The 21,287-nt window shown below is 71.7% G+C and carries 17 protein-coding genes; 6 read left to right on the top strand and 11 right to left on the bottom strand.

All coding sequences use genetic code 11. From position 1 onward, the window contains the following. Positions 1-30: 30 nt before the first annotated feature. A complete protein-coding gene (gene valS / locus E9934_RS05470; protein WP_379191276.1) occupies positions 31-2,655 on the bottom strand; it encodes a valine--tRNA ligase in 2,625 nt (874 codons plus the stop codon). 53 nt (positions 2,656-2,708) lie between these two features. Between valS and E9934_RS05465 the strand changes: the two genes are divergently transcribed. After that, on the top strand, positions 2,709-3,884 hold the full coding sequence (locus tag E9934_RS05465; RefSeq protein WP_136561839.1) for a SpoIID/LytB domain-containing protein: 1,176 nt from the start codon (positions 2,709-2,711) through the stop codon (positions 3,882-3,884). Here E9934_RS05465 and E9934_RS05460 read toward each other — a convergent pair. The 4 genes from E9934_RS05460 to E9934_RS05445 are packed head-to-tail and all read right to left on the bottom strand — an operon-like array spanning position 3,856 to position 7,545. Continuing rightward, positions 3,856-5,109 (bottom strand): benzoate/H(+) symporter BenE family transporter, encoded by a 1,254-nt coding sequence (locus E9934_RS05460; RefSeq protein WP_136561838.1) that lies wholly within the window; start codon positions 5,107-5,109, stop codon positions 3,856-3,858. The two genes, E9934_RS05465 and E9934_RS05460, sit on opposite strands and share 29 nt — an antisense overlap. After that, entirely contained in the window at positions 5,106-5,555 is a 450-nt protein-coding gene (locus tag E9934_RS05455) for a type II toxin-antitoxin system PemK/MazF family toxin (protein WP_136561837.1), read from the bottom strand. The genes E9934_RS05460 and E9934_RS05455 overlap by 4 nt, the downstream gene beginning before the upstream one ends. Then, positions 5,552-7,066: a PH domain-containing protein gene (locus tag E9934_RS05450; protein ID WP_136561836.1), complete on the bottom strand. Its 1,515-nt coding sequence runs from the start codon at positions 7,064-7,066 to the stop codon at positions 5,552-5,554. Before E9934_RS05450 ends, E9934_RS05455 begins: the two co-directional genes overlap by 4 nt. Then, complete coding sequence (locus E9934_RS05445; protein WP_238694784.1) at positions 7,063-7,545, bottom strand: PH domain-containing protein; 483 nt, start codon at positions 7,543-7,545, stop codon at positions 7,063-7,065. The genes E9934_RS05450 and E9934_RS05445 overlap by 4 nt, the downstream gene beginning before the upstream one ends. 170 nt (positions 7,546-7,715) lie before the next feature. Between E9934_RS05445 and E9934_RS05440 the strand changes: the two genes are divergently transcribed. Then, positions 7,716-8,846, top strand: coding sequence for a GGDEF domain-containing protein (locus E9934_RS05440; RefSeq protein ID WP_136561834.1), 1,131 nt, complete (start codon positions 7,716-7,718; stop codon positions 8,844-8,846). Positions 8,847-9,017: 171 nt separating this feature from the next. Here the strand turns inward: E9934_RS05440 and E9934_RS05435 are convergent, their stop codons facing one another. After that, the gene (locus tag E9934_RS05435; protein ID WP_238694783.1) at positions 9,018-10,817 is read right to left on the bottom strand and encodes an acetyl/propionyl/methylcrotonyl-CoA carboxylase subunit alpha; all 1,800 of its coding nucleotides are present in this window, start codon (positions 10,815-10,817) and stop codon (positions 9,018-9,020) included. Between the two features lie 207 nt (positions 10,818-11,024). On the opposite strand from E9934_RS05435, the gene E9934_RS05430 reads away from it, so the two are divergent. Then, positions 11,025-12,224 (top strand): acyl-CoA dehydrogenase family protein, encoded by a 1,200-nt coding sequence (locus E9934_RS05430; protein ID WP_136561833.1) that lies wholly within the window; start codon positions 11,025-11,027, stop codon positions 12,222-12,224. Positions 12,225-12,313: 89 nt separating this feature from the next. Here the strand turns inward: E9934_RS05430 and E9934_RS05425 are convergent, their stop codons facing one another. The 5 genes from E9934_RS05425 to E9934_RS05405 form a co-directional block, all read right to left on the bottom strand. Next, positions 12,314-12,913, bottom strand: a complete 600-nt coding sequence (locus tag E9934_RS05425) for a Maf family protein (RefSeq protein ID WP_136561832.1) — start codon at positions 12,911-12,913, stop codon at positions 12,314-12,316. 29 nt (positions 12,914-12,942) lie between these two features. After that, on the bottom strand, positions 12,943-14,613 hold the full coding sequence (locus E9934_RS05420; protein ID WP_136561831.1) for a DUF885 domain-containing protein: 1,671 nt from the start codon (positions 14,611-14,613) through the stop codon (positions 12,943-12,945). 41 nt (positions 14,614-14,654) lie between these two features. Continuing rightward, a complete protein-coding gene (locus tag E9934_RS05415) occupies positions 14,655-16,862 on the bottom strand; it encodes a fibronectin type III domain-containing protein (RefSeq protein WP_136561830.1) in 2,208 nt (735 codons plus the stop codon). Between the two features lie 105 nt (positions 16,863-16,967). Then, complete coding sequence (locus E9934_RS05410; protein ID WP_136561829.1) at positions 16,968-17,225, bottom strand: acyl-CoA carboxylase subunit epsilon; 258 nt, start codon at positions 17,223-17,225, stop codon at positions 16,968-16,970. Then, the gene (locus E9934_RS05405; RefSeq protein ID WP_193556866.1) at positions 17,222-18,826 is read right to left on the bottom strand and encodes an acyl-CoA carboxylase subunit beta; all 1,605 of its coding nucleotides are present in this window, start codon (positions 18,824-18,826) and stop codon (positions 17,222-17,224) included. Before E9934_RS05405 ends, E9934_RS05410 begins: the two co-directional genes overlap by 4 nt. Before the next feature lie 69 nt (positions 18,827-18,895). Between E9934_RS05405 and E9934_RS05400 the strand changes: the two genes are divergently transcribed. Genes E9934_RS05400 through E9934_RS05390 form a run of 3 tightly spaced genes read left to right on the top strand, consistent with a single transcriptional unit; the run spans position 18,896 to position 21,214 of the window. Beyond that, a complete protein-coding gene (locus E9934_RS05400) occupies positions 18,896-19,720 on the top strand; it encodes a biotin--[acetyl-CoA-carboxylase] ligase (RefSeq protein ID WP_136561827.1) in 825 nt (274 codons plus the stop codon). 23 nt (positions 19,721-19,743) lie between these two features. Continuing rightward, a complete protein-coding gene (locus tag E9934_RS05395) occupies positions 19,744-20,259 on the top strand; it encodes a PH domain-containing protein (RefSeq protein WP_136561826.1) in 516 nt (171 codons plus the stop codon). Continuing rightward, positions 20,231-21,214, top strand: a complete 984-nt coding sequence (locus E9934_RS05390) for an adenylate/guanylate cyclase domain-containing protein (RefSeq protein ID WP_238694782.1) — start codon at positions 20,231-20,233, stop codon at positions 21,212-21,214. The genes E9934_RS05395 and E9934_RS05390 overlap by 29 nt, the downstream gene beginning before the upstream one ends. Positions 21,215-21,287 lie beyond the last annotated feature (73 nt).

The raw sequence follows: 21,287 nt of genomic DNA, 5'->3' as shown, positions 1-21,287 counted from the left end.
CCCGACTGCTCAGGCTGCCCGGACTCCCGACTACTCGGGCTGCTCGGCGATCTCCGCGGCGACCGTGATCTCGTTGGCGTCCTCCGCGACGGTGAACTCGAGGTCGCCCACCACGTTGCCCGTACGACGGAGGTCGTCGGCGGCCTTCTGCGCGGACTCGATGAGCTGCGCCGGGCCGGTGACCTCGACGCGCGCGAGCGGGGCGCGCATCTTCACCTTGGCGGCCGACTTCGCGCCGCGGATGCCCGACAGGGCGGACGCGACCGCGTCGATCATCGAGCCGTCGGACGCCGCGGCCGAGCCGAGCTCGGTCACGGTCGGCCAGGGGGCGCGGTGGGCCGAGCCCTCCTGCCACCACGACCAGACCTCCTCGGTCACATAGGGGAGGAACGGAGCGAGCAGGCGGAGCTGGACCTGGAGGGCGAGCGCCAGGGTCGCGCGGGCCGAGTCGGACGCGTCGCCGCCCTCGGCGTCGTAGGCCCGCTCCTTGACCAGCTCGAGGTAGTCGTCGCAGAACTCCCAGAAGAACTTCTCGGTCGTCTCGAGGGCCGTCGTGTAGTCGTAGGCCTCGAACGCCTCCGTGGCCCGGGTGACGACGCCGGCGAGGCGGCCGAGCAGGGCGGTGTCGACGGGCTGGCTGACGAGTGCCACGCTGAACTCGGTCGCGCCGACGCTGCCGAGCACGAACTTCGAGGCGTTGAGGACCTTCATCGCCAGTCGGCGGCCGACCTTCATCTGGGTCTCGTCGAAGGGCGAGTCCAGGCCGGGGCGGGCGATCGCGGCGCGCCAGCGGACGGCATCGGCGCCGTACTTGTCGAGGATCTCGTTGGGCACGACGACATTGCCCTTGGACTTCGACATCTTCTTGCGGTCGGGGTCGACGATGAAGCCGGAGATCATCGCGTGCGACCACGGGGCCGCGCCGTTCTCGAAGTGCGCACGCACGACGCGGCCGAACAGCCAGGTCCGGATGATGTCGTGGGCGTGGGTGCACAGGTCCATCGGGAAGACCCGCGACCACAGGTCGGGGTCGGACTCCCAGCCGCCCGCGATGTGCGGGGTCAGGGACGACGTCGCCCACGTGTCCATCACGTCGGGGTCGCCGACGAAGCCGCCGGGCTTGCCGCGCTGGTCCTCGGTGTAGCCGGCCGGAGCCTGGGTCGACGGGTCGACGGGCAGCTCGGCCTCGGTCGGCACGAGCAGGCGGCCGTGGTCGGGCTCGCCGTCGGCGTCGAGGGGATACCAGACGGGGAAGGGGATGCCGAAGAAGCGCTGGCGCGAGATCAGCCAGTCGCCGTTGAGGCCGCCGACCCAGTTGTCGAAGCGGTGCTTCATGTGCGTCGGCAGCCAGTCGATCTCCGCGCCGCGCGCGAGCATCTGGTCCCGGACGCCGGCGTCGCGGCCGCCGTTGCGGATGTACCACTGGCGAGTGGAGACGATCTCGAGGGGCTTGTCGCCCTTCTCGTAGAAGTTCGCCATCCGCTGGGTCGGCTTCGGGTCGCCGTCGAGGTCGCCGCTCTCCTTCAGCTTCGCGACCATCGCCTCGCGGGCGGAGTGCACGGTCTTGCCCTGCAGGTCCTCGTACGCCGCCGAGGCGACGTCGGAGGAGAGCCACTCGGGCGTCTCGCGGGTGAAGCGGCCGTCGCGGCCGATGACGGTGCGGACCGGCAGCCGCAGCTCGCGCCACCACTGCACGTCGGTGAGGTCACCGAAGGTGCAGCACATCGCGATGCCGGCGCCCTTGTCCTTCTCGGCGGCCGCGTGGGCGAGCACGGGGATCTCCACGCCGAACACCGGGGAGGTGACGGTGGTGCCGAAGAGGTCGGCGTACCGCTCGTCGTCGGGGTGCGCGATGAGCGCGACGACCGACGGGATCAGCTCGGGGCGCGTCGTCTCGATGAACACCGGCGAGCCGTCGGGCTTGTGGAAGGCCACGCGGTGATAGGCGCCCGCGTAGTCACGCGCCTCCAGCTCGGCCTGCGCGACCGCGGTCTGGAAGGTGACGTCCCACAGGGTCGGCGCCTCCTGGAGGTAGGCCTCGCCGCGGCTCAGGTTGCGCAGGAAGGCGCGCTGGCTGACGGTCTGCGCCTTCGCGCCGATCGTCGTGTAGTTGATCTTCCAGTCGACGCTGAGGCCGAGGGTGCGCCACAGGTCCTCGAAGATCTTCTCGTCCTGCTCGACGAGCTGCTCGCACAGCGCGATGAAGTTGGGCCGGCTGATCGGCACCTGCCGCTTGGGGTCCGGCTTCTCGGGCGGAGTGAAGTCCGGGTCGTAGGGCAGCGACGGGTCGCAGCGGACGCCGAAGTAGTTCTGCACCCGGCGCTCGGTCGGCAGGCCGTTGTCGTCCCACCCCATCGGGTAGAACACCGACTTGCCCTGCATCCGCTGGAAGCGCGCGATCAGGTCGGTGTGGGTGTAGGAGAAGACGTGGCCGACGTGCAGGCTGCCGCTGACGGTCGGCGGCGGGGTGTCGATCGCATAGACGTTGTCGCGCGGCTGCGTGCGGTCGAAGCCGTAGGTGTCGTCGGCCTTCCACTGCGCGGCCCACTTCTCCTCGAGCCCCTCCAGCGCCGGCCGGTCGGGTACGACGACGCCGCTGGTCCCAGCGGGCGTCGGGTCCGTGGCCTGGGTGCTGTCGCGCTCGGTCATGGTCATGGATCCTAGTTCGCTCGCACCTGCGTCCTTTAACCGGCGGCTACCCTCGACAGATGCTCGGAACCTCGGGATTGACGCGCATCACACTGCTCAGCCTGCTGCTGGGTGCGGCCGCGACCCTCAGCGGCCTGCCCGCCCCCGCCGCGCCGGCCGCGGGCCCGGCGTCGGTCACGCTGTCCGGATCCGGCTGGGGCCACGGCCACGGCCTCTCGCAGTACGGCGCGCAGAACGCCGCGGAGAACCTGGGCAAGAGCACCAACCAGATCCTCGACTTCTACTACCCGGGCACACGCAATGCACGGGTCGGCGGCACCATGCGGGTGCTGCTGACGGCGAACCCCGCGGACTACACCGTGGTCGGCGCCCGGTCGAACCTGACCGTCCGCAGCGCGCGCACCGGCACCTCGTGGCGGCTCGCGCGCACCGGGGCCACCCGGTGGCGGCTCTCGCCGGTCGACGGCAACCGCAACACCCGGCTGTGGGTGCTGACCGACCGGTGGCGGGCCGTGCGCGACATCCCCGGCGAGGCCGAGTTCCGTGCGGCCGGAGCGGCGATGCGGCTCTTCCACCGGGGCGGCACGTCCACCTACCGCGGCGCACTGCGCTCGGCCGTCCCCGGCGACGGCGTGGGCCGCGACAGCGTCAGCATCGTCTCGCTCGAGACCTACCTGCGCGGCGTCGTCCCGGCCGAGGTGCCAGCGCTCTGGAGCCCGCACGCCGTACGCGCGCAGGCCGTCGCCGCCCGCACCTACGCGGTCTTCGAGCGGAGCAGCACCCACCCGCGTCACTACGACCTGTGCGACACCGCCTCCTGCCAGGTCTATCGGGGAGTGAGCGTCGAGCACTCGGCCAGCGACCGCGCGATCGCGGCGACCGCGGGCATCGTGCGGACCTATGCGGGCAAGCCGATCTTCGCCCAGTTCTCCTCCAGCAGCGGCGGCTGGACGCTCGCGGGGGCGCAGCCCTACCTCGTCACGAAGCGTGACCCGTGGAGCCAGTGGTCGGGCAATCCCAACACGTCCTGGGAGGTGACGCTGAGCGACGACGCGATCGAGAAGTCGTTCCCCGGCATCGGTGACTTCCAGCGACTCGAGATCACCGAGGTCGCGAATGCCGGGGGACGGGCGGCCAGCGTCAAGGTGGTCGGCGCCAGCACGTCGACGACGCTGACCGCGGATGCCTTCCGGATCCGCTTCGGCCTCAAGTCGACGATGTTCGAGGTGAAGTAGGTCTGAGCGGTGGGCGCGCCAGGAAGGCGCGCAGCAGCAGGCCGACGACCAGCGCCCAGAAGGCGGCGCCGATCCCCAGCACGGTGACGCCGGAGGCGGCGACCACCAGGGTCGCGGCGGCGGCCTCGCGCTCGGACGGGTCGGCGAGGGCCTCGGCCAGCGCGGCACCGAGTGTCCCGAGCAGGGCCAGGCCGGCGGCGGCCTGCATGACGCCGTCCTCGGCGGCGACCACCATGGCGGCGAGGGCGCTGCTGCCCACCGCCAGCACGAGGTACGACGCCAGGGCACTCACCGCCGCCAGCCACCGCCGCTTCGGGTCGGCTCCCGCGGCCGGTCCCGCGGCGAGGGCGGCGCTGATCGCGGCGAGGTTGATCGCGTGGCCCCCGGTCGGCGCGCCCAGGGTGGTGCCGATGCCCGTGACCGCGAGGGACTCGCGCCACGGCACGCGGTAGCCGAAACCGGCCATCACCGCGACGCCCGGGACGTTCTGCGAGGCCATGGTCACGACATAGAGCGGCAGGGCGATGCCGACCAGCGCGGACAGCGACCAGGTCGGGGTGGTCCAGGTCAGGCTGGGCGCCAGCGCGGACGCGGGGACGTGCGCAGTCAGCAGCACCGTCCCGAGGGCGACCGCGAGCGCCCCGGGCACCGCCCACCGGGGAGCGAGGCGCAGCAGCACCAGCCAGGTGAGGATGATCGGCGCGACCTGGCGCGGGGCATCGACGACGGCGAGGACCGGCGCGAGGCACAGCGGCAGCAGGACCCCGGCCAGCATCGCGCGGGCCAGGCTGTGGGGGATCGCGGCGACGAGGTCGCCGAGCCCCGGCACCAGGGCGGTCAGGAGGATCAGCAGCCCGGTGACCACGAACGCGCCGATGGCAGCCGACCAACCGCCGGCCACCCCGGCCATCGACGCCAGCAGCGCGGCGCCGGGCGTGGACCAGGCGAGCGTCACCGGGATCCGGTGGCGCCAGACGAGCCACGCCATCCCGAGCGCCTGCGTGACGCAGAGCGTCGCCAGGCCGGAGGCGGCCTGCTCGGCGCTCGCGCCCATCGCGGTCAGGCCGGCGAGGACGACGACGAAGGAGCTGCTGAAGCCGACGACCGCGGTGATGATGCCCGCGAGCACGGGACCATGACCCTCGACCTGTCCATCGACCGGGCCCTCGACCGGGCCCTCGACCGGGCCCTCGACCGGGGTGGACGGCTCCTCGGGGGCGGTCATCGCGGGTCGGAGTCCAGCGCGGCCCGCGCGGCGATCACCGCGTCATAGACCGGGCGCGCGAGGGCGGCGCCCTCCCGTCGTACGTCCGCGGCGGGGAGGATAACGAGCCTGTTGAGCCGCACCTCGCTCGGGCGGCCCTCGCGGTCCCAGCCTCCGGTGCCGACGTCCATCCACAGGCGACCGGCGGCCGCCTCCTGCGCAGTGTCGCGGTCGTGGTCCTTGCTGGTCAGGACCAGGCAGCGCACCAGCAGGTCGCCGTCGGTGGCGGTCTCGGTGCCGATCACGAGCACCGGTCGGTCCTTGCCCCGGGCCGGGTCGTCCTCGAAGGGCACCCAGGCCCACACGACCTCGCCGGGATCGGGACGGCCGTCGCTGAGCGGCGCATAACTGCCGTCGGGGCTGCCGTCGGGGCTGCCGTCGGGGCTGCCATCGGGCTGGTCGGTCATGGACCCTCCTCCGCTGGGTCGAGCAGGAACTGGTCGATCAGGCCGGGCGTCGCGGCGACGGCGAGCGCGCAGGCGGCGGGCACGGGCATGTCGTCGACCTGGATGCTGCCACGGCCGCCGGCGGTCGTCGCGCTGACCGAGACCAGGCCGGCGCGGCGCTGGAACCAGGTCGCGCGGTGGTTCCAGCCGATCACGTGCCGATCGGCGAGGGCGTCGCGGCTGCGGGCCAGCGACCCGGACCGCATCACGACGTGGCCGGCGAGGTGCGCGTGCCCGAGCGCGCGGCTGCGGTCGATCGCGAGGAGCAGACACAGGACGACGACCAGCGCGGAGAGGACCAGGAGTCGGGGCGTCGCCTCCGTGAGCAGTACGACGACGACCGGCGCCGCGGCGAAGGGCAGCCCGCCGAGCAGGGCACGGGTGAAGCGTCGCGTGCGCGCCGCCGGACCGTGCGGGGTGAGCGTGCCCGTGGCCGGCTCGGGCGTGTCGAGCACGGCGGCGGCGACCTGCCGGGCGGTCGAGGCGGGGGCGGGGGGCAGCAGCACGGCCGAGCTCGACTGGTCGGAGCCGAGGCCGGTCACGATGGCCCGGACGCGCCGCCCGCGCACCCAGCGCAGGACCGCCGGCTCGGCGATCGAGACGCCGGCGAGACGGGCCACGTCGATGCTGGTCTCCCGCCGGGTGACCAGGCCGCGTCGTACGTGCCAGGCGGCGCCCTGGCGGGACAGCAGGAAGCCGCCGTTGGTCACGAGGTAGCCGACGACGCCGAGGAGCAGCGCCACCACGAGGCCCGCGACGGCGACGGCTGCGACCAACCTGGCATCGACGAGCGCGAAGTCCTCCTCCGAGATCCTGATCTCGACGAGCTCGGCGAGCTGGCCCACTGCAGCCAGCACGGCACCGACGGCGACGAGCACGGTGCCGCTGAACGGCGAGTACCAGAGCCAGCGGACGGAGAAGCGGGTGACGACGACCTCGGGGGCGATGACCGGCGCCGCGTAGCCCGCATCGGGGTGCTCGGCTCCGGCGCCGCGGGAGTGGAGCAGCCTGGTCCGGAGCCCGGCGGCCTGCTCGCGGGGGAGCGCGTCGAGCTCGAGCCGCTCGTCGGCCTCGGACGTGACGCTGCCGGTGCCGATGACCACCTTGGCCAGCCCGAGCACCCGGTGGACCGGCGGTGCGGTCAGGTCGACGGTGCGCACCCGGTCGACGGGCGTCGAGAGGTTGTGTCGTTGGAGCAGCCCTCGGCGCAGCTCGACGCGGTCGTCGTGGATCCGCCAGGTGGTGGTGAGATAGCGGACCACGCCGAGCGCGACCGGGACGCCGACACCGAGCAGTGCCCACGGACCGGTGCCGGAGGCGCCGCCGGCGACGAGCAGGCCGATCAGGACAGGCAGGAACTTGCCGACCTCGATGATCGGGTGGACCAGCAGCATCCGCGGGTCGAGCCGCTCCCAGTCTGGCTGCCCCGTAGGCCCCGCCTGCGTCGTGTGCGCCGTCGGGCCGATCGTCACGTCGCGTCGCCCGCGTCGAGGTCGGCCTTCAGGGTGAGGTCGTCGACCAGCCGGATTGCGACGGCCTGGTCGAGCCCCTCGATCTGCAGCGGGCCTGCCGCCGAGGCGGTCGTGACCGTGACGGTGGCGAGGCCGAAGATCCGGGCCATCGGGCCCTGCGCGAAGTCGACGGTCTGCACCCGCGACATCGGCGCGATCCGCCGCTCGCGGGCCCACCAGCCGCGCTGGGTGTAGACGGCCGTGTCCGACACCTCCCACCGGTGCACCTGATAGCGCCACTGCGGCACGACGAGAGCGACGGTGGCGCTGACGACGACGACGGCCGCGGCCAACGCCCACCGCCAGGGGTCCGGTACGACGAGCACGGCACCGACCACGCCCACGACCATCACGACCAGCGCCTCGAGCACCGCCTCGACGTACCAGAGGGTCCGGGCGCGGGGACTCACCCGGTGGGCGGGGTCGCGAAGGCGGGTCACGACCGCGAGCCTACGGTGCCCGGGCCCGAGACCTTGGTCCCCCATCGGGGGGCCGGTCCACCCCCGGAAGTGACCACGTCTCGGTCCGTTCGGTCAGATTTCGGCCCGGAGCGGGCCAGCGATCCCGCGTTCGGCAGCTGGAGCGCTCGTCGGCGACCTAGCCTTGCCGCGTGTTGGACACCTTCACCCTGCGCGTGGCCTTCGGGCTGGTGGCGCTGTGCGTGCTGGTGCTCTTCTACGGCGCGACCTACCGCACGACCCGCGCGGCCTACAGCGGCTGGTGGTGCGCGTCGCTGGCGTGCTTCATCACCGGCGCGCTGCTGTTCCTCTTCAACGGCACCGCCGTGCAGGTGGTCGCCAACCCGGCCGGCAATGTCGTCGGGGCGATGGGCGCCGGATGTCTCGTCGGCGGGGCGCGGTCACTGGGGGAGCGGGACACCACCTGGTGGCAGCTGGCCGTCGTGCCCACCGGGGTGCTGCTGGCCTCCGCTGCCGGCACGCCGTCGCGCGACGTGTGGTCGGGCGGCGCGGCCTATCTCGCGGGCATGGCGGTCCTCATCGGCTGGTCGGCGGCCGAGGTGCGCCGGGTGTTGACCGCTCTCGACCACGTGCGCCCGCAGATCCACTTCGCGCTGGCCTCCATCGCCCTGTCCTCTGCGGCGATCGGCTCCTTCTATCTCCTGAGGGCCGTCGTGTTCGTCGTCGTCGGACCCGACCACCCGGTGTTCAGCATCGGCTTCGGGAGCCCGACCACGACCCTGTTGACGCTGATGTTCCTCGTCGTCGTGACCTACTCGATGTCGGCGTTGAGCCACGAGCAGCAGACCTCTGAGCTGCGGGTGCGCGCCACCCGCGACGACCTCACCGGACTGCTCAACCGTGCTGAATTCCTCCGCACCGCCCAGCGCCAGGTCGACGGCCTGCGGCTCGGCAGCCACGGCGCGGTGGTCCTCGCCGACCTGGACCGTTTCAAGCGGCTCAACGACGGCAGCGGTCACGCCGCGGGTGACGAGGCGCTGCGCGCGTTCGCGCTCGCCTGCGAGGAGGTCGTCGGCGACCGGGGCCTGGTGGCCCGGCTCGGCGGTGACGAGTTCGTGCTGCTGACCGCGGGCTGTCCGGCCGAGGAGATCGCGGCGTCGATCGTCCGCAGGTACGCCGACAGTGCCCCGTCGCGCCCGACGGTCAGCTTCGGGATCGCTGGTGTCGCCCGCGGTGAGGATGTCGAGGCCGCGCTCGCGCGCGCCGACGTCGCCCTCTACGAGGCGAAGCAGGCCGGTCGGGACCGGATCGTGACGGCCTGACGCAGGACCGCCCCGGTCATCGAGGAGCGAGCGCCAGCGAGCGTCACGAGATGCCTGTGCTCACCTCGACGAGGTCCGCACTGTGGTCTCGAGACGCGTCGCTCGGCCCTCGCAGGCTCGGTCCGAGCCGACGCTCCTCGACCTGCGGACGCTGTCGGCGCCTTCGCAAGCTCAGGCGCCGGCGTCCTTGAGCTCGCAGACGACCTCGCCGTTGCCGATGGTGGCGCCGACCTCGGCCGCGAGGCCGGTGACGGTGCCGGCCTTGTGGGCCTTGAGGGGCTGCTCCATCTTCATCGCCTCGATGACGACGACGACGTCGCCCTCGGCGACCTCCTGGCCGTCCTCGACGGCGACCTTGACGATGGTGCCCTGCATCGGGCTGGTCACCGAGTCGCCCGAAGCGGCGGCGCCGGCTTTCTTGCCACCGGCGCGCTTCGGCTTCTTGGCTCCGGCGGCCGGACCGGAGGCGATGCCACCGAGTCCTGCGGGCAGGACGACCTCGACGCGCTTGCCGCCGACCTCGACCACGACGGTCTGTTTCTCGGCGGGCTCGTCGGCCTCGCCGGCACCGCCCTGGTAGGGCTCGATCGTGTTGTTGAACTCGGTCTCGATCCACGTCGTGTAGACGTCGAAGGAGCCCTCGCCGGTCGGGTTGGACGACGCCACCCAGGCGGGGTCGTTGACGATGACCTCGTCGAAGGTGAGCGCGGTCGGCATGCCGTCGACCTCGAACTCGGCGATCGCGCGCCGGGAGCGCTCGATCGCCTGGGTGCGGTCGCGGCCGGTGACGATCAGCTTGGCGATGAGGGAGTCGAACGAGCCGGGGATGGTCTCGCCGTTCTCGTAGCCGCCGTCGACGCGGATGCCCGGGCCCTGCGGCGGGTTCCACTTGGTGAGCGTGCCGGGGGCCGGCATGAAGTTGTTGCCGCCGTCCTCGGCGTTGATCCGGTACTCGATCGAGTGACCGCGGACCTCGGGGTCGTCGTAGCCGAGCTCCTCGCCCGCGGCGATGCGGAACATCTCACGGACCAGGTCGATGCCGGTGACCTCCTCGGACACGCAGTGCTCGACCTGGAGGCGGGTGTTGACCTCGAGGAAGGAGATGGTGCCGTCGGCGGCGACGAGGAACTCGCAGGTGCCGGCGCCGACGTACTTGGCCTCGCGCAGGATGGCCTTGGAGGACTCGTAGAGCCGCTCGTTCTGCTCGTCGGTGAGGAAGGGCGCGGGGGCCTCCTCGACCAGCTTCTGGTGGCGGCGCTGCAGCGAGCAGTCGCGGGTGGAGACGACCACGACGTTGCCGTGCTGGTCGGCCAGGCACTGGGTCTCGACGTGGCGCGGCTTGTCGAGGAACTTCTCGACGAGGCACTCGCCGCGACCGAAGGCCGAGATGGCCTCGCGGGTCGCGGACTCGTAGAGCTCGGGGATCTCCTCGAGGGTACGGGCGACCTTGAGGCCGCGTCCGCCACCGCCGAAGACGGCCTTGATGGCGACCGGCAGGCCGTGCTCCTGGGCGAAGGCGACGATCTCGTCGGCGTCCTTGACCGCGTCCTTGAGGCCGGGCGCGAGCGGCGCGCCGGCCGCCAGGGCGATCTGCTTGGCCTTCGCCTTGTCGCCGAGGCCCTCGATGGCCGCGGGGGAGGGGCCGATCCAGATCAGCCCGGCGTCGAGGACGGCCTGGGCGAACTCGGCGTTCTCGGCGAGGAAGCCGTAGCCGGGGTGCACCGAGTCCGCGCCGGACTTCTTCGCGACGTCGATGATCTTCTCGATCACGAGGTAGGAGTCACCCGGCGTCGAGCCGTTGAGCGAGTAGGCCTCGTCGGCGAGGCGGACGAACAGGGCGTTCGCGTCGGGCTCGGCGTAGACCGCGATGGACTCGATGCCGGCGTCCTTCGCAGCCCGGATCACGCGGACGGCGATCTCTCCACGGTTGGCGATGAGGACCTTGCGCAGCGGCTGCACGGACTGGGACACGAAAGACACTCCTGACGGCTGAGTCGGTGGCGGCGGTTCACGCGCCACCGACGGAGTCTAGGGCCCGTGGGACCCGGTCTCGTCCACCTATCCGCTAACCGGTCAGTAATGACTGGTGGATGTGTCCGGCGCCACACCTTGCGGCCATCACCTCCTGCGGGCTCCTCAGGTTAACAATCGTTAACCAGACGACCTAGGATGGCGACCATGACCCAGTTCGAGCTGTCCCGCGAGCACGAGGCGTTCCGTCGTACGGTCCGCGACTTCGCCGAGGCGACGATCCGCCCCCACGTCGGCGAGTGGGACCGCGCCCACCACTTCCCGACCGACGTGGTGCAGAGGATGGGTGACCTGGGACTGTTCGGTCTCACCTCCCCCGAGGAGTACGGCGGCGCCGGGATCGATCCCGCGGACGGCCCGTTCACGTCGCTGTGCCTGGCGATCGAGGAGCTGGGACGCATCGACCAGTCGCTCGGCGTGACGCTCGAGGCCGGCGTCGGCCTGGGGATCAACCCGATCCTCACCTACGGCACCGAGGAGCAGAAGGCGACCTGGCTGCCCGACCTGGTCGCCGGACAGCGTCTCGCCGGTTTCGGTCTGACCGAGCCCGGGGCGGGCTCGGACGCCGGGGCGACGAAGACCCGGGCCGAGCTCGAGAACGGCGAGTGGATCATCAACGGGTCCAAGCAGTTCATCACCAACTCCGGCTCCGACATCACCTCGCTGGTGACGGTCACCGCGCGCACCGGCGTCAGTGACACGGGCCGCCCCGAGATCTCCGCGATCATCGTGCCCGCGGGGACGCCCGGCTTCGTCGCGGAGCCGGCCTACGACAAGCTCGGCTGGAACATCTCCGACACCCATCCGCTCGCCTTCTCCGACTGTCGGGTGCCCGAGGGCAACCTGGTCGGGGAGCGTGGCCGGGGCTACGCACAGTTCCTCGCCATCCTCGACGACGGACGAGTCGCGATCGCCGCGCTGGCGGTCGGCCTGATCCAGGCCTGCGTCGACCTGTGCGTCGAGTACTCCCTGGATCGGCAGACGATGGGCGGACCGATCGGTCGCAAGCAGGGTGTCGCCTTCCAGATCGCCGACCTGGAGGTCATGCTGCACGCCTCGCGGATGCTGACCTACCGCGCGGCGGCCATGAAGGACGCCATGCTCGGCGGCGGCGGTCCGTCGATGAAGGACTTCAAGCAGGCCGCCTCCGTCGCCAAGCTCTACACCAGCGAGTCCGCCGTCACCGCGACCCGGATCGCCACGCAGGTCTTCGGCGGCTACGGCTTCATGGAGGAGTATCCCGTCGCGCGCTTCTATCGCGACGCCAAGATCCTCGAGATCGGCGAGGGCACCTCCGAGGTCCAGCGCATGCTCATCGCCCGGGGGCTCGGCCTGCCCGTCGAGTGACCCCGAGGTGGGCAGGTTTCTCGACCGAGGTGGGGAGGTTTCTCACCCGAGGTGAGGAAGTTTCTCTGTCGTACGTCGACCCGATCGGATCAGCGCAACCAGAGATCGGTCCACCGGTGGCCGAGCTCGCGGACCATGGTGCGCACGAGGGGAAGGCTCACCCCGACCACGTTGTGGTGGTCGCCCTCGATGTGGGTGACGAACGCGCCGCCCAGGCTGTCGACGGTGAACGCTCCGGCCACGTGCAGTGGCTCACCGGTGGCGACGTAGGCCGCGATCTCGTCGTCGTCGACCTCGGCGAAGTGCACGGTCGTCGAGGCGGTCGCCGCGGACTGGCGCCGGCCCGTCGTGTCGCGCAGGCAGTGGCCGGTGTGCAGGACCCCGGACCGTCCGCGCATCGCCTGCCAGCGGGCGAGGGCGTCGTCGGCGTCGGACGGCTTGCCCAGCGCCTCGCCGTCGAGCTCGAGCACCGAGTCGCAGCCCAGGACGAGTGCCTCGGGGGGCAGGTCGTCACGGTCGGCGACTGCCCCGCACTTCAGCTCGGCCAGACGCAGGGCGAGCTCGGCGGGCGGCACGTCGACCACCTGTGACTCGTCGACCCCGGACACGATCACCGTCGGGTCGAGCCCGGCGGCGCGGAGGGTCGCCAGGCGTGCGGGCGAGGCGGAGGCGAGGACGAGGACGGGCACGCCGCCACCCTACTGACCGGTGTCGGGCGTCAGATGCGGGCGAGGGCCATCTTGAGCGGGTCGAGACCGATCGAGCCGAGGTCGAGGGCCGCGGTGTGGAACGCCTTGAGATCGAAGGCGGCGCCGTGGCGCGCCCGCGCCTCATCGCGCGCCTCGAGCCAGATCCGCTCGCCGACCTTGTAGGACGGCGCCTGCCCCGGCCACCCCAGATAGCGGTTGACCTCGAAGCGGAGCGAGCCGTCGTCCATCCGGCTGTGGGCGCGCAGGAATTCATGGACGAGGTCGGCGTCCCAGGTCTCGCCACCGCGCCAGCCGAACGGGTTGTCCTGCGGGATGGTCAGACCGAGGTGGACGCCGATGTCCACCACCACGCGCGCGGCGCGGAAGCCCTGCATGTCGAGGAAGCCCAGCCGGTCGCCGGGGTCGGCGAAGTGGCCGAGCTCGTCCATCAGCCGCTCGGCATAGAGGGCCCAGCCCTCGCCGTGCCCGCTGACCCAGCTCATCAGTCGCTGCCACCGGTTGAGGAGCCCGGCCTGGAAGACCACCTGGGCGCACTGCAGGTGGTGGCCCGGGACACCCTCGTGGAAGACGGTCGTGGTCTCCCGCCAGGTCGAGAACCGCTCGTGGTCGTCGGTGAAGGAGAACCACATGGTGCCCGGCCGCGACAGGTCCTCGGAGGGAGGCGTGTACCAGGCGCCGCCGTCGTTGATCGGCGCCACCTTGCAGTGCAGCGTGCGGATCGGCTCGGCGATGTCGAAGTGCTGGCCGTTGAACGTCGCGAGAATGGTGTCGGACTTCTCCTGCATCCACGCCTGGAACGCCTCGCGGCTGCCGAGGTCGCGGGCCGGGTCGGCGTCGAGCGCCGCGACGGCATCGGCGACCGATCCGCCGGGGACGATCCGCTGCGCGGTGTGCGCCATGTCGTCCTCGATGCGCTTGAGCTCCTCCCAGCCCCACAGATAGGTCTCCTCGGGGTCGACGCTCGCGCCGAGGAAGCCGCGGGAGGCCAGGGCATAGCGTTCCCGGCCGACCCCGTCGACCTCGCGCCCGCGGGGGAGCAGGTCCGCCTCGATGAACCGGCCGAACTCCGCGTACGCCGCGCTGGCGCCGGCCGCCACCTTCGTCAGCGACTCGCGGCGGGCCTCGGGTGCCTCGGCGACCAGTCCGGCGAAGAAGTCGCCGGCCGAGCCCTCCTGCCCGGTCCAGCCGCGGACCTGGGCCGCCACCTCGACGTACTGCCGACGGGCGGAGACCCGTCCCTGCGTCGCCTCGTCCAGCAGGGTCGCGCGGTAGCCGGCGAGTGCCGTGGGGATCGCGTCGAGGCGAGCGCCGATGACGTCCCAGTCGTCGTCGGTGTCCTGGGGCATCAGGTCGAAGACCTCGCGCACGGCGTGCAACCCGCTGGAGATCACCGAGAACTCGCTGCGCTCGACTCCCGCGTCCGCCTGCTCGACGGCGAGACCGACCCGCTCCCGGAAGCCGTCCTGTGCCACCTGCTCGCGCTCGTCCGTCGGCGTCAGCGCGGTGACCTCCGCCAGCGCCCGGCGGTGCAGATCCTCCCGGGCGGTGAACCCGTCGGGGGAGAGGTCCGGAAGGCGGTCGTCGTGCCCCGCGACCCCGGCGAACGTCGCCGTGATGGGGTCGAGCGCGCAGAGTTCGTCGACGAACTGGTCACTGCGGGCATCCACGGGGCGGGTCATGGGCTCGACCCTATGCGTCGACGCCGACGTCGCGCTCCCGACTATCGGGTGAGCCGCACGCTCCGGGAGACGCGGGACGTGGCCACCGTCGTGCTGCCGAGGTACGACGCCACGACCACCGCCCGGGCCGTGCGCGGCAGCCGGGGGAGTCGGTAGGAGACGGTGCGCCCGGCCACGGCGAGCGTCGCCACCGCCCGGCCGTTGACGGAGATCCGCACGCGGCCCCGAGCGATGCTCGTCGTCCCCAGCGCGGCGACCGCCACCCGGATGGTGGGACGCGACCCGCGGCGGGCCGTGGTCGGCGCGCGCAGCGTGGTGCGGCTGGCGTACTTCGGGACGGTGAGCGCCACCGTCGTCGTGGGCGAGGTGCCGACACCGTTGACCGCGCGAACCCCGAAGGTGTGCCGACCCGGTGCGAGGCTCAGGACGGTCGCCGAGTTCTGCGGCGCGGCCAACGCCGAGACGAGCTCGTCGTCGACGAGCACCTCGTAGGTGGCCACGGCTGAGCCCCCGTCGTCGGCCGGCGGCAGCCAGGTGAGGGCCACCGTGCGTCCGGCCCTCACCCATGCCGCCGTGAGGTTCCCGACCGTCGTGCTCGCAGTCGTCGGCGTCGCCGCGGTCGTGGCGTCGTCCGTCGCGCTGGGGCCTGTGCCGGCACCGTTCACCGCCGCGACCGAGAAGTGGTAGGTGGTCGCGGGAGCGAGACCGATGAAGGTGTGGCTGGTCTCCGTCGCCGGCACCGTGACACTCGTTGCGCCGCTCCGGCCGACCACGTAGGAGGTGATGGCGCTGCTGCCCGGGGACGCCGGCGCTGCCCAGGTCAGGGTGATCTCGGCGGCAGTGGCGTGAGGAGTGGCTTCGACCGACGAGGGGGCGCCCGGCTTCGTCGGGGCCGGGGTCGGGCTGCAGTCCCCGACGACGCTGAGGCGGTAGGGCCCCACGCTGCCGTAGTCGTCGGCAGCGGAGTTGGCGACGCCGTCGACGCGGACGTAGGTGGCGCCTTCCGAGGCAGGGCTCGTCACCGTCGCGTTGAGGCCGGTCGCCGTCGCCGCCGAGGACTGACCGGTCGGGGGAGCGGCGCTCGCGATCGTGGCGCCGGTGCCGTCGAGGAGTTCGAGCCCGATGTCGAGGTTGGCGCCCTTCGCCGCCCCTTGGGCTGCCACCTCGACGGGGCCGGTGCAATGTCCCAGCGCGAAGGTGTCCTGGTCGCCGGCATCGGTGATCCACGCGATGTCGGAGTCGAGGGGTGGGGCGGCGACGACGGTGTTGCCGCTCTCGTCGTCGCGCACACCCAGGATGTCACCGATGATGGCGATGTCGTCCTGCAGAGGAATGGGGACGGGGGTCAACTCGTAGGGGTCGAGGTTGACGGCGTCGGGAAAGTTGCCGTTGCTCCACTGGGTCAGTGCGCGCGTGTAGGGCGCCCCCATCAGTGGGCCCCATGCGCCGGTGCCGCTGTAGTACGACGGCGCCAACCCCTGCTGGTCGTGCACCAGCCCGAGCGTGTGCCCCACCTCGTGGGTGATCGCATCGGCGATGTTCTTCGGGCTGTCGTATAGCGCGTTGCCGAAGACCCACGCGGGTTGTGCCGCGCTCCATCCGGGAGTGTCGAAGACGTCGATGAACGCGACGCCTCCGCACGGCGTTCCCTGGCACACGTAGGAACGGGCGTCGATCGCACCCGTCATCGTCTCGGTGATGAGGACCCGCATCCCGTAGGTCGTGTCCGCACTGCTGCTGCGTTGGAGGGCGGTCTCACCCGGGTCCTCCGTGGTCACGTCGACCGCGAACGGCGCGTAGTCCTCGGCCACCCGTGCCCAGATCTCGCGGATGCGACCCTGCTCGTCGTCGCCGAGCGCCGGATCGGCGTCGACGCTCCACGCGGCGTAGTCCCCGTCGGGCAGCGGCGCGGGGCCATCCTCGACCTGCTGGTTCCACCACGTCCCGGCCACCCGGGCACCGTCGAAGTCGAGGAAGATCGTCAGGTTGGCCCCCTCGTCACTGTGGAGTTGGTCGAAGGGGAGGTCCGCTGCCCCGACGACGGCGGTCGCGGTCGACGAGGCGAGCACTTCGACCGGCGGCGCGGTGGTGGGGGCCGGGTCGATCGCGACCAACCGGTCGCGTCCCGTCGAGACGGCGGAGTGCTGGTCGTCCTGGGACGAAGCCGGACCGCCGAGCGCGGTCAGGGTCGTTCCGGCCACGGCGAGCCCGCAGGCCACCGCTGCACCGCGACGCCACCACACCCGCATCCGCGTCCCTCCTCGAATTGCTCGGAACGATCTTTCCCGAGATCGGTCAGCGGGCGCTGCGGATCAAGCAATTCTTGGCGATCGGGGGTCGACCCCAGCCCGCCGTCAGCGAGGCAGGCCGCTGGCGCGCCACGCGCCCCGGCCGTGCGGGAAGCCCCGCACCGCCGTCGAGCGTGCGGCCCGGGCGGGCGAGGCCCACTCGCGCACCGGCGCGGCAGGAGCCGGCGCGGATCCGCCCATCGCAGAGAGGACGGCGACGATGGCCGCCACCTCCTCGGGCGTGGTGTTGGGCGTGATCACCCGCAGCAGCGGGGTGGCGGGAGCCGGGGCCTCCGTGGCTTCGGTGTCGGTCGATTCGTTCACAGCGGGATGTTCCCGTGCTTCTTGGGCGGCAGGGTCTCCCGCTTGGTGCGCAGGAGACGGAGCGCCTTGACGACCTCGGCCCGCGTCGCGGACGGCTTGATGACGCCGTCGATGTAGCCGCGCTCGGCCGCGATGTAGGGGTTGGCGAGCGTCGTCTCGTACTCGTCGATGAGTTCGGCGCGCTTCGCCTCGACGTCGCCGCCCTCGGCCTCGACCGCTGCGAGGGTCTTGCGGTGGACGATGTTGGCCGCGCCCTGCGCGCCCATCACCGCGATCTGGCCGGTGGGCCACGACAGGTTGATGTCGGCACCGAGGTGCTTGGAGCCCATGACGTCGTACGCACCGCCGTAGGCCTTGCGGGTGATGACGGTGACGAGCGGGACGGTGGCCTCGGCGTAGGCGTAGATCAGCTTCGCGCCGCGGCGGATGATGCCGGTGTGCTCCTGGTCGACTCCGGGGAGGAAGCCGGGGACGTCGACGAGGGTGAGCACCGGGATGTTGAAGGCGTCGCAGAACCGCACGAACCGGGCGGCCTTCTCCGAGGCGTCGATGTCGAGCGTGCCGGCGAACTGCATCGGCTGGTTGGCGACGACGCCCACCGAGCGGCCCTCGACCCGGCCGAAGCCGACGATGAGGTTGGGGGCGAAGAGCTCCTGCACCTCCAGGAAGTCGGCGTCGTCGACGATGGTGCCGATGACGTCGTGCATGTCATAGGGCTGGTTGGGGCTGTCCGGGATCAGCGTGTCCAGGGCGAGGTCCTCGGCCGTGGGCTCGAGGTCGGCGACCTCGTCGAACGACGGCACCTCGTCGAGGTTGTTCTGCGGCAGGAAGGAGATCAGGCCCTTGACGTACTCGAGGGCGTCGTCCTCGTCGGAGGCCATGTAGTGGGCGTTGCCGGACTTGGTGTTGTGGGTCCGTGCCCCGCCGAGCTCCTCCATCGAGACGTCCTCACCGGTGACGGTCTTGATGACGTCAGGGCCGGTGATGAACATCGCCGAGGTCTTGTCGACCATGATCGTGAAGTCGGTGACGGCCGGGGAGTAGACGTGACCGCCGGCGCAGTTGCCCATGATGAGGGAGATCTGCGGGATCACGCCCGAGGCGTGGACGTTGCGCTGGAAGATCTCGCCGTAGAGGCCCAGCGAGACGACACCCTCCTGGATGCGGGCGCCAGCGCCCTCGTTGATCCCGATGATGGGGGAGCCGGTCTTGATCGCCAGGTCCATGACCTTGACGATCTTCTCGCCGTAGACCTCGCCCAGCGATCCGCCGAAGACGGTGAAGTCCTGGGAGAAGACACAGACCTGGCGGCCGTCGATCGTGCCGTAGCCCGTGATGACGCCGTCGCCGTAGGGCCGGGTCTTCTCGAGACCGAACGCGGTCGAGCGGTGGCGTGCGAACTCGTCGAGCTCGACGAAGGAGCCCTCGTCGAAGAGGATCTCGATCCGCTCGCGAGCCGTCTTGCGGCCCTTGGCGTGCTGCTTCTCCTGAGCCTTCGCCGCGGGCGCGTGCACCGCCTCATCGGTCCGACGGTCCAGGTCGGCGAGCTTGCCGGCCGTGGTGTGCAGGTCGATGTCAGCCGACTGGGGCTGTGCGGTCACTGGTGCCTCCTCGATCGTGACGGACCCCAGGGGTTTCGTCGGGGCGTCTGCTGGGACAGGCTAGTGCGTGTGACCGATGGCCCGATCCAGCGCCCTGTCCGTGGACCACTCGACCCCCAGCGCCTCGCCGACGCGTTCGCCGCGAGTCCTGACATCAGTGTCGAGCTGCTCCCCGAGACCCCGTCGACCAACGAGGTGGCTGCCGAGCGTGCTCGCTCGGGAGCCCAGGAAGGCCTCGTGGTCGTCGCCGACCACCAGGCGGCCGGCCGCGGCCGGCTCGACCGCACCTGGGTGACGCCGCCCGGGACGGCCGTGACCTTCTCGCTGGTGCTGCGACCCAGCGTGGAGCCCGCCCGGTGGCCGTGGTTGCCGCTCCTGGTGGGGCACAACGTCGCCAAGGCGCTGACGACGCTCGGCTACGACGCCCGCGTCAAGTGGCCCAACGACGTGCTCCTCGACGGTGACCGCAAGGTGGCGGGCATCCTCGTGGAGCGGGTCGAGACCCCCACCGGTCCCGCCGCGATCGTCGGAGTCGGCATCAACGTCGCGATGACGGCCGAGGAGCTCCCGGTGGAGACCGCGACCAGCCTCGCGATCGCCTCGCCGGGAGCGCCGGACCGTGAGCAGGTGCTCACCGGGGTCGTCCTCGCCGTGCGGGAGGGCTACGACGTGTGGCAGGCAGGCGGTGACCTCGCGACGACACGGCTCGCGGCGTCGTACCGCTCGCACTGCGCGACCCTCGGGCGCGACGTCCGGGTCGAGCTGCCCGGCGGCGGTCAGCTGCTGGGCCGGGCGAGCGACGTGGACGACGACGGGCGTCTCGTGGTCGACACCCCGAACGGTCCCGAGCGGGTCGGCGCGGGCGACGTGGTCCATGTCCGTCCCACCGATTGACCCGTGCGTGGGATGATCCCTCCGTGGCCATCTCACCGAAGCTGCTGAACCCGGGCGAGAAGCTGATCATCAGCACTCGCGAGCACCCCAAGGCGCTGTTCGGCGCGATCTTCGCGCTGGTGCTGCTGCTCGCGGCGGGCGTCGCGGGGCAGGTGCTTCTCGACAGCGACGGCTTCCAGGGCATCCTCCAGCTGATCCTCTGGGTCCTCGTCGGACTCGGGATCCTGTGGTTCTCCGTGCGCCCGTTCCTCGACTGGTTCGCCACCGTGCACGCCTTCACCGACCGGCGGATCATCACCCGGCGCGGCATCCTCACCCGACGCGGGCACGACATCCCGCTGGCGCGGGTGAGCGACGTGTCCATCGAGATCAACCTCCTCGACCGGCCCTTCGGCTGCGGCAGCCTGCTGATCTCCGACGCCTCCCCGAGCGGTGTCGCGCGCCTCAACGACATCCCGCGCGTCGAGGAGACGCAGCGCCGGCTGCACGAGCTGCTGCACGAGCTGCATCGTGGACCAGGACGCGACGAAGGCGCCTGAGCCGGTGTCCCCGGCCCCCGGATCGGGGGACGGGGCACGGCTCACGGCCGCCGAGGTGGCGGAGCGGGCCGGTCTCGGCGTGGACCGGGCACGCCGGCTGTGGCGCACCCTGGGCTTTCCCGAGCACGGCGAGAGCCGCGCCTACGACGAGGCGGACGTCGACGCGCTCGGCCTCATCACCGACGTCCTCGACGAGGGCATCCTCGACTTCGACATCGCCCTCAACCTCGCCCGTGGCGTCGGCCTGACCATGGCGAGGCTGGCCGACTGGGAGGTCGGCGAGCTGCTGCAGCTGGCAGAGGAGACCTTCGACCAGGCCATCGGCGCCGGGGGACAGGAGCCCAGCGCCTGGCTGGCGGAGCAGTACGGCGACCGGTTCGAGCAGCTGTTGCTCTATGTCTGGCGACGCCACCTCGACGCCGCGATCACCCGCATCCAGGCGTCCCGCAGCGGTGAGACGGAGGTCGGGACGACCGACCTGACCGTCGGGTTCGCCGACATCGTCGGCTTCACGGCGCTGTCCAACGAGGTGACGCGGCAGCGGATCGGGGAGCTCGTCGAGATCTTCGAGACCCGCTGCGGCGACGTGATCTCGCGCGAGCAGGGTCGCCTCATCAAGAGCATGGGCGACGCGGTGCTCTTCGTGAACGACGATCCCCTGGCCGCGGTGCAGACAGCCGAAGGCATCATCAACGTCATCGGCCGTGACCCGCGGATGCCCGACGTCCGCGTCGGCCTGGCCACCGGCGGCGTCGTCCTGCGCCTGGGCGACGTCTTCGGTCCGCCGGTCAACCTCGCGGCCCGGCTCACCCAGGTGGCCCGTCGCAACCGGATCATCGTCGACCACGCGACCGCCGACCTGCTGTCCCCGGACGTGATCGAGGCGCGGCCGCTGCCGGCGCGGCCGGTGCGGGGCTTCGGCGTCGTCGAGCCCGTCGCCGTACGCCGGGCCTGAGCGTCTCGGCGGCGTTGCTGTCGACCTGAGGTGCCGAAAGGTAAATTCTGCGGGTTTCCCGGCGGGGAGGACG

It is taken from the genome of Nocardioides caeni (assembly GCF_004912195.1).
Classification (GTDB): domain Bacteria; phylum Actinomycetota; class Actinomycetes; order Propionibacteriales; family Nocardioidaceae; genus Nocardioides; species Nocardioides caeni.
This window is presented reverse-complemented; position numbering and strand designations above follow the sequence as displayed.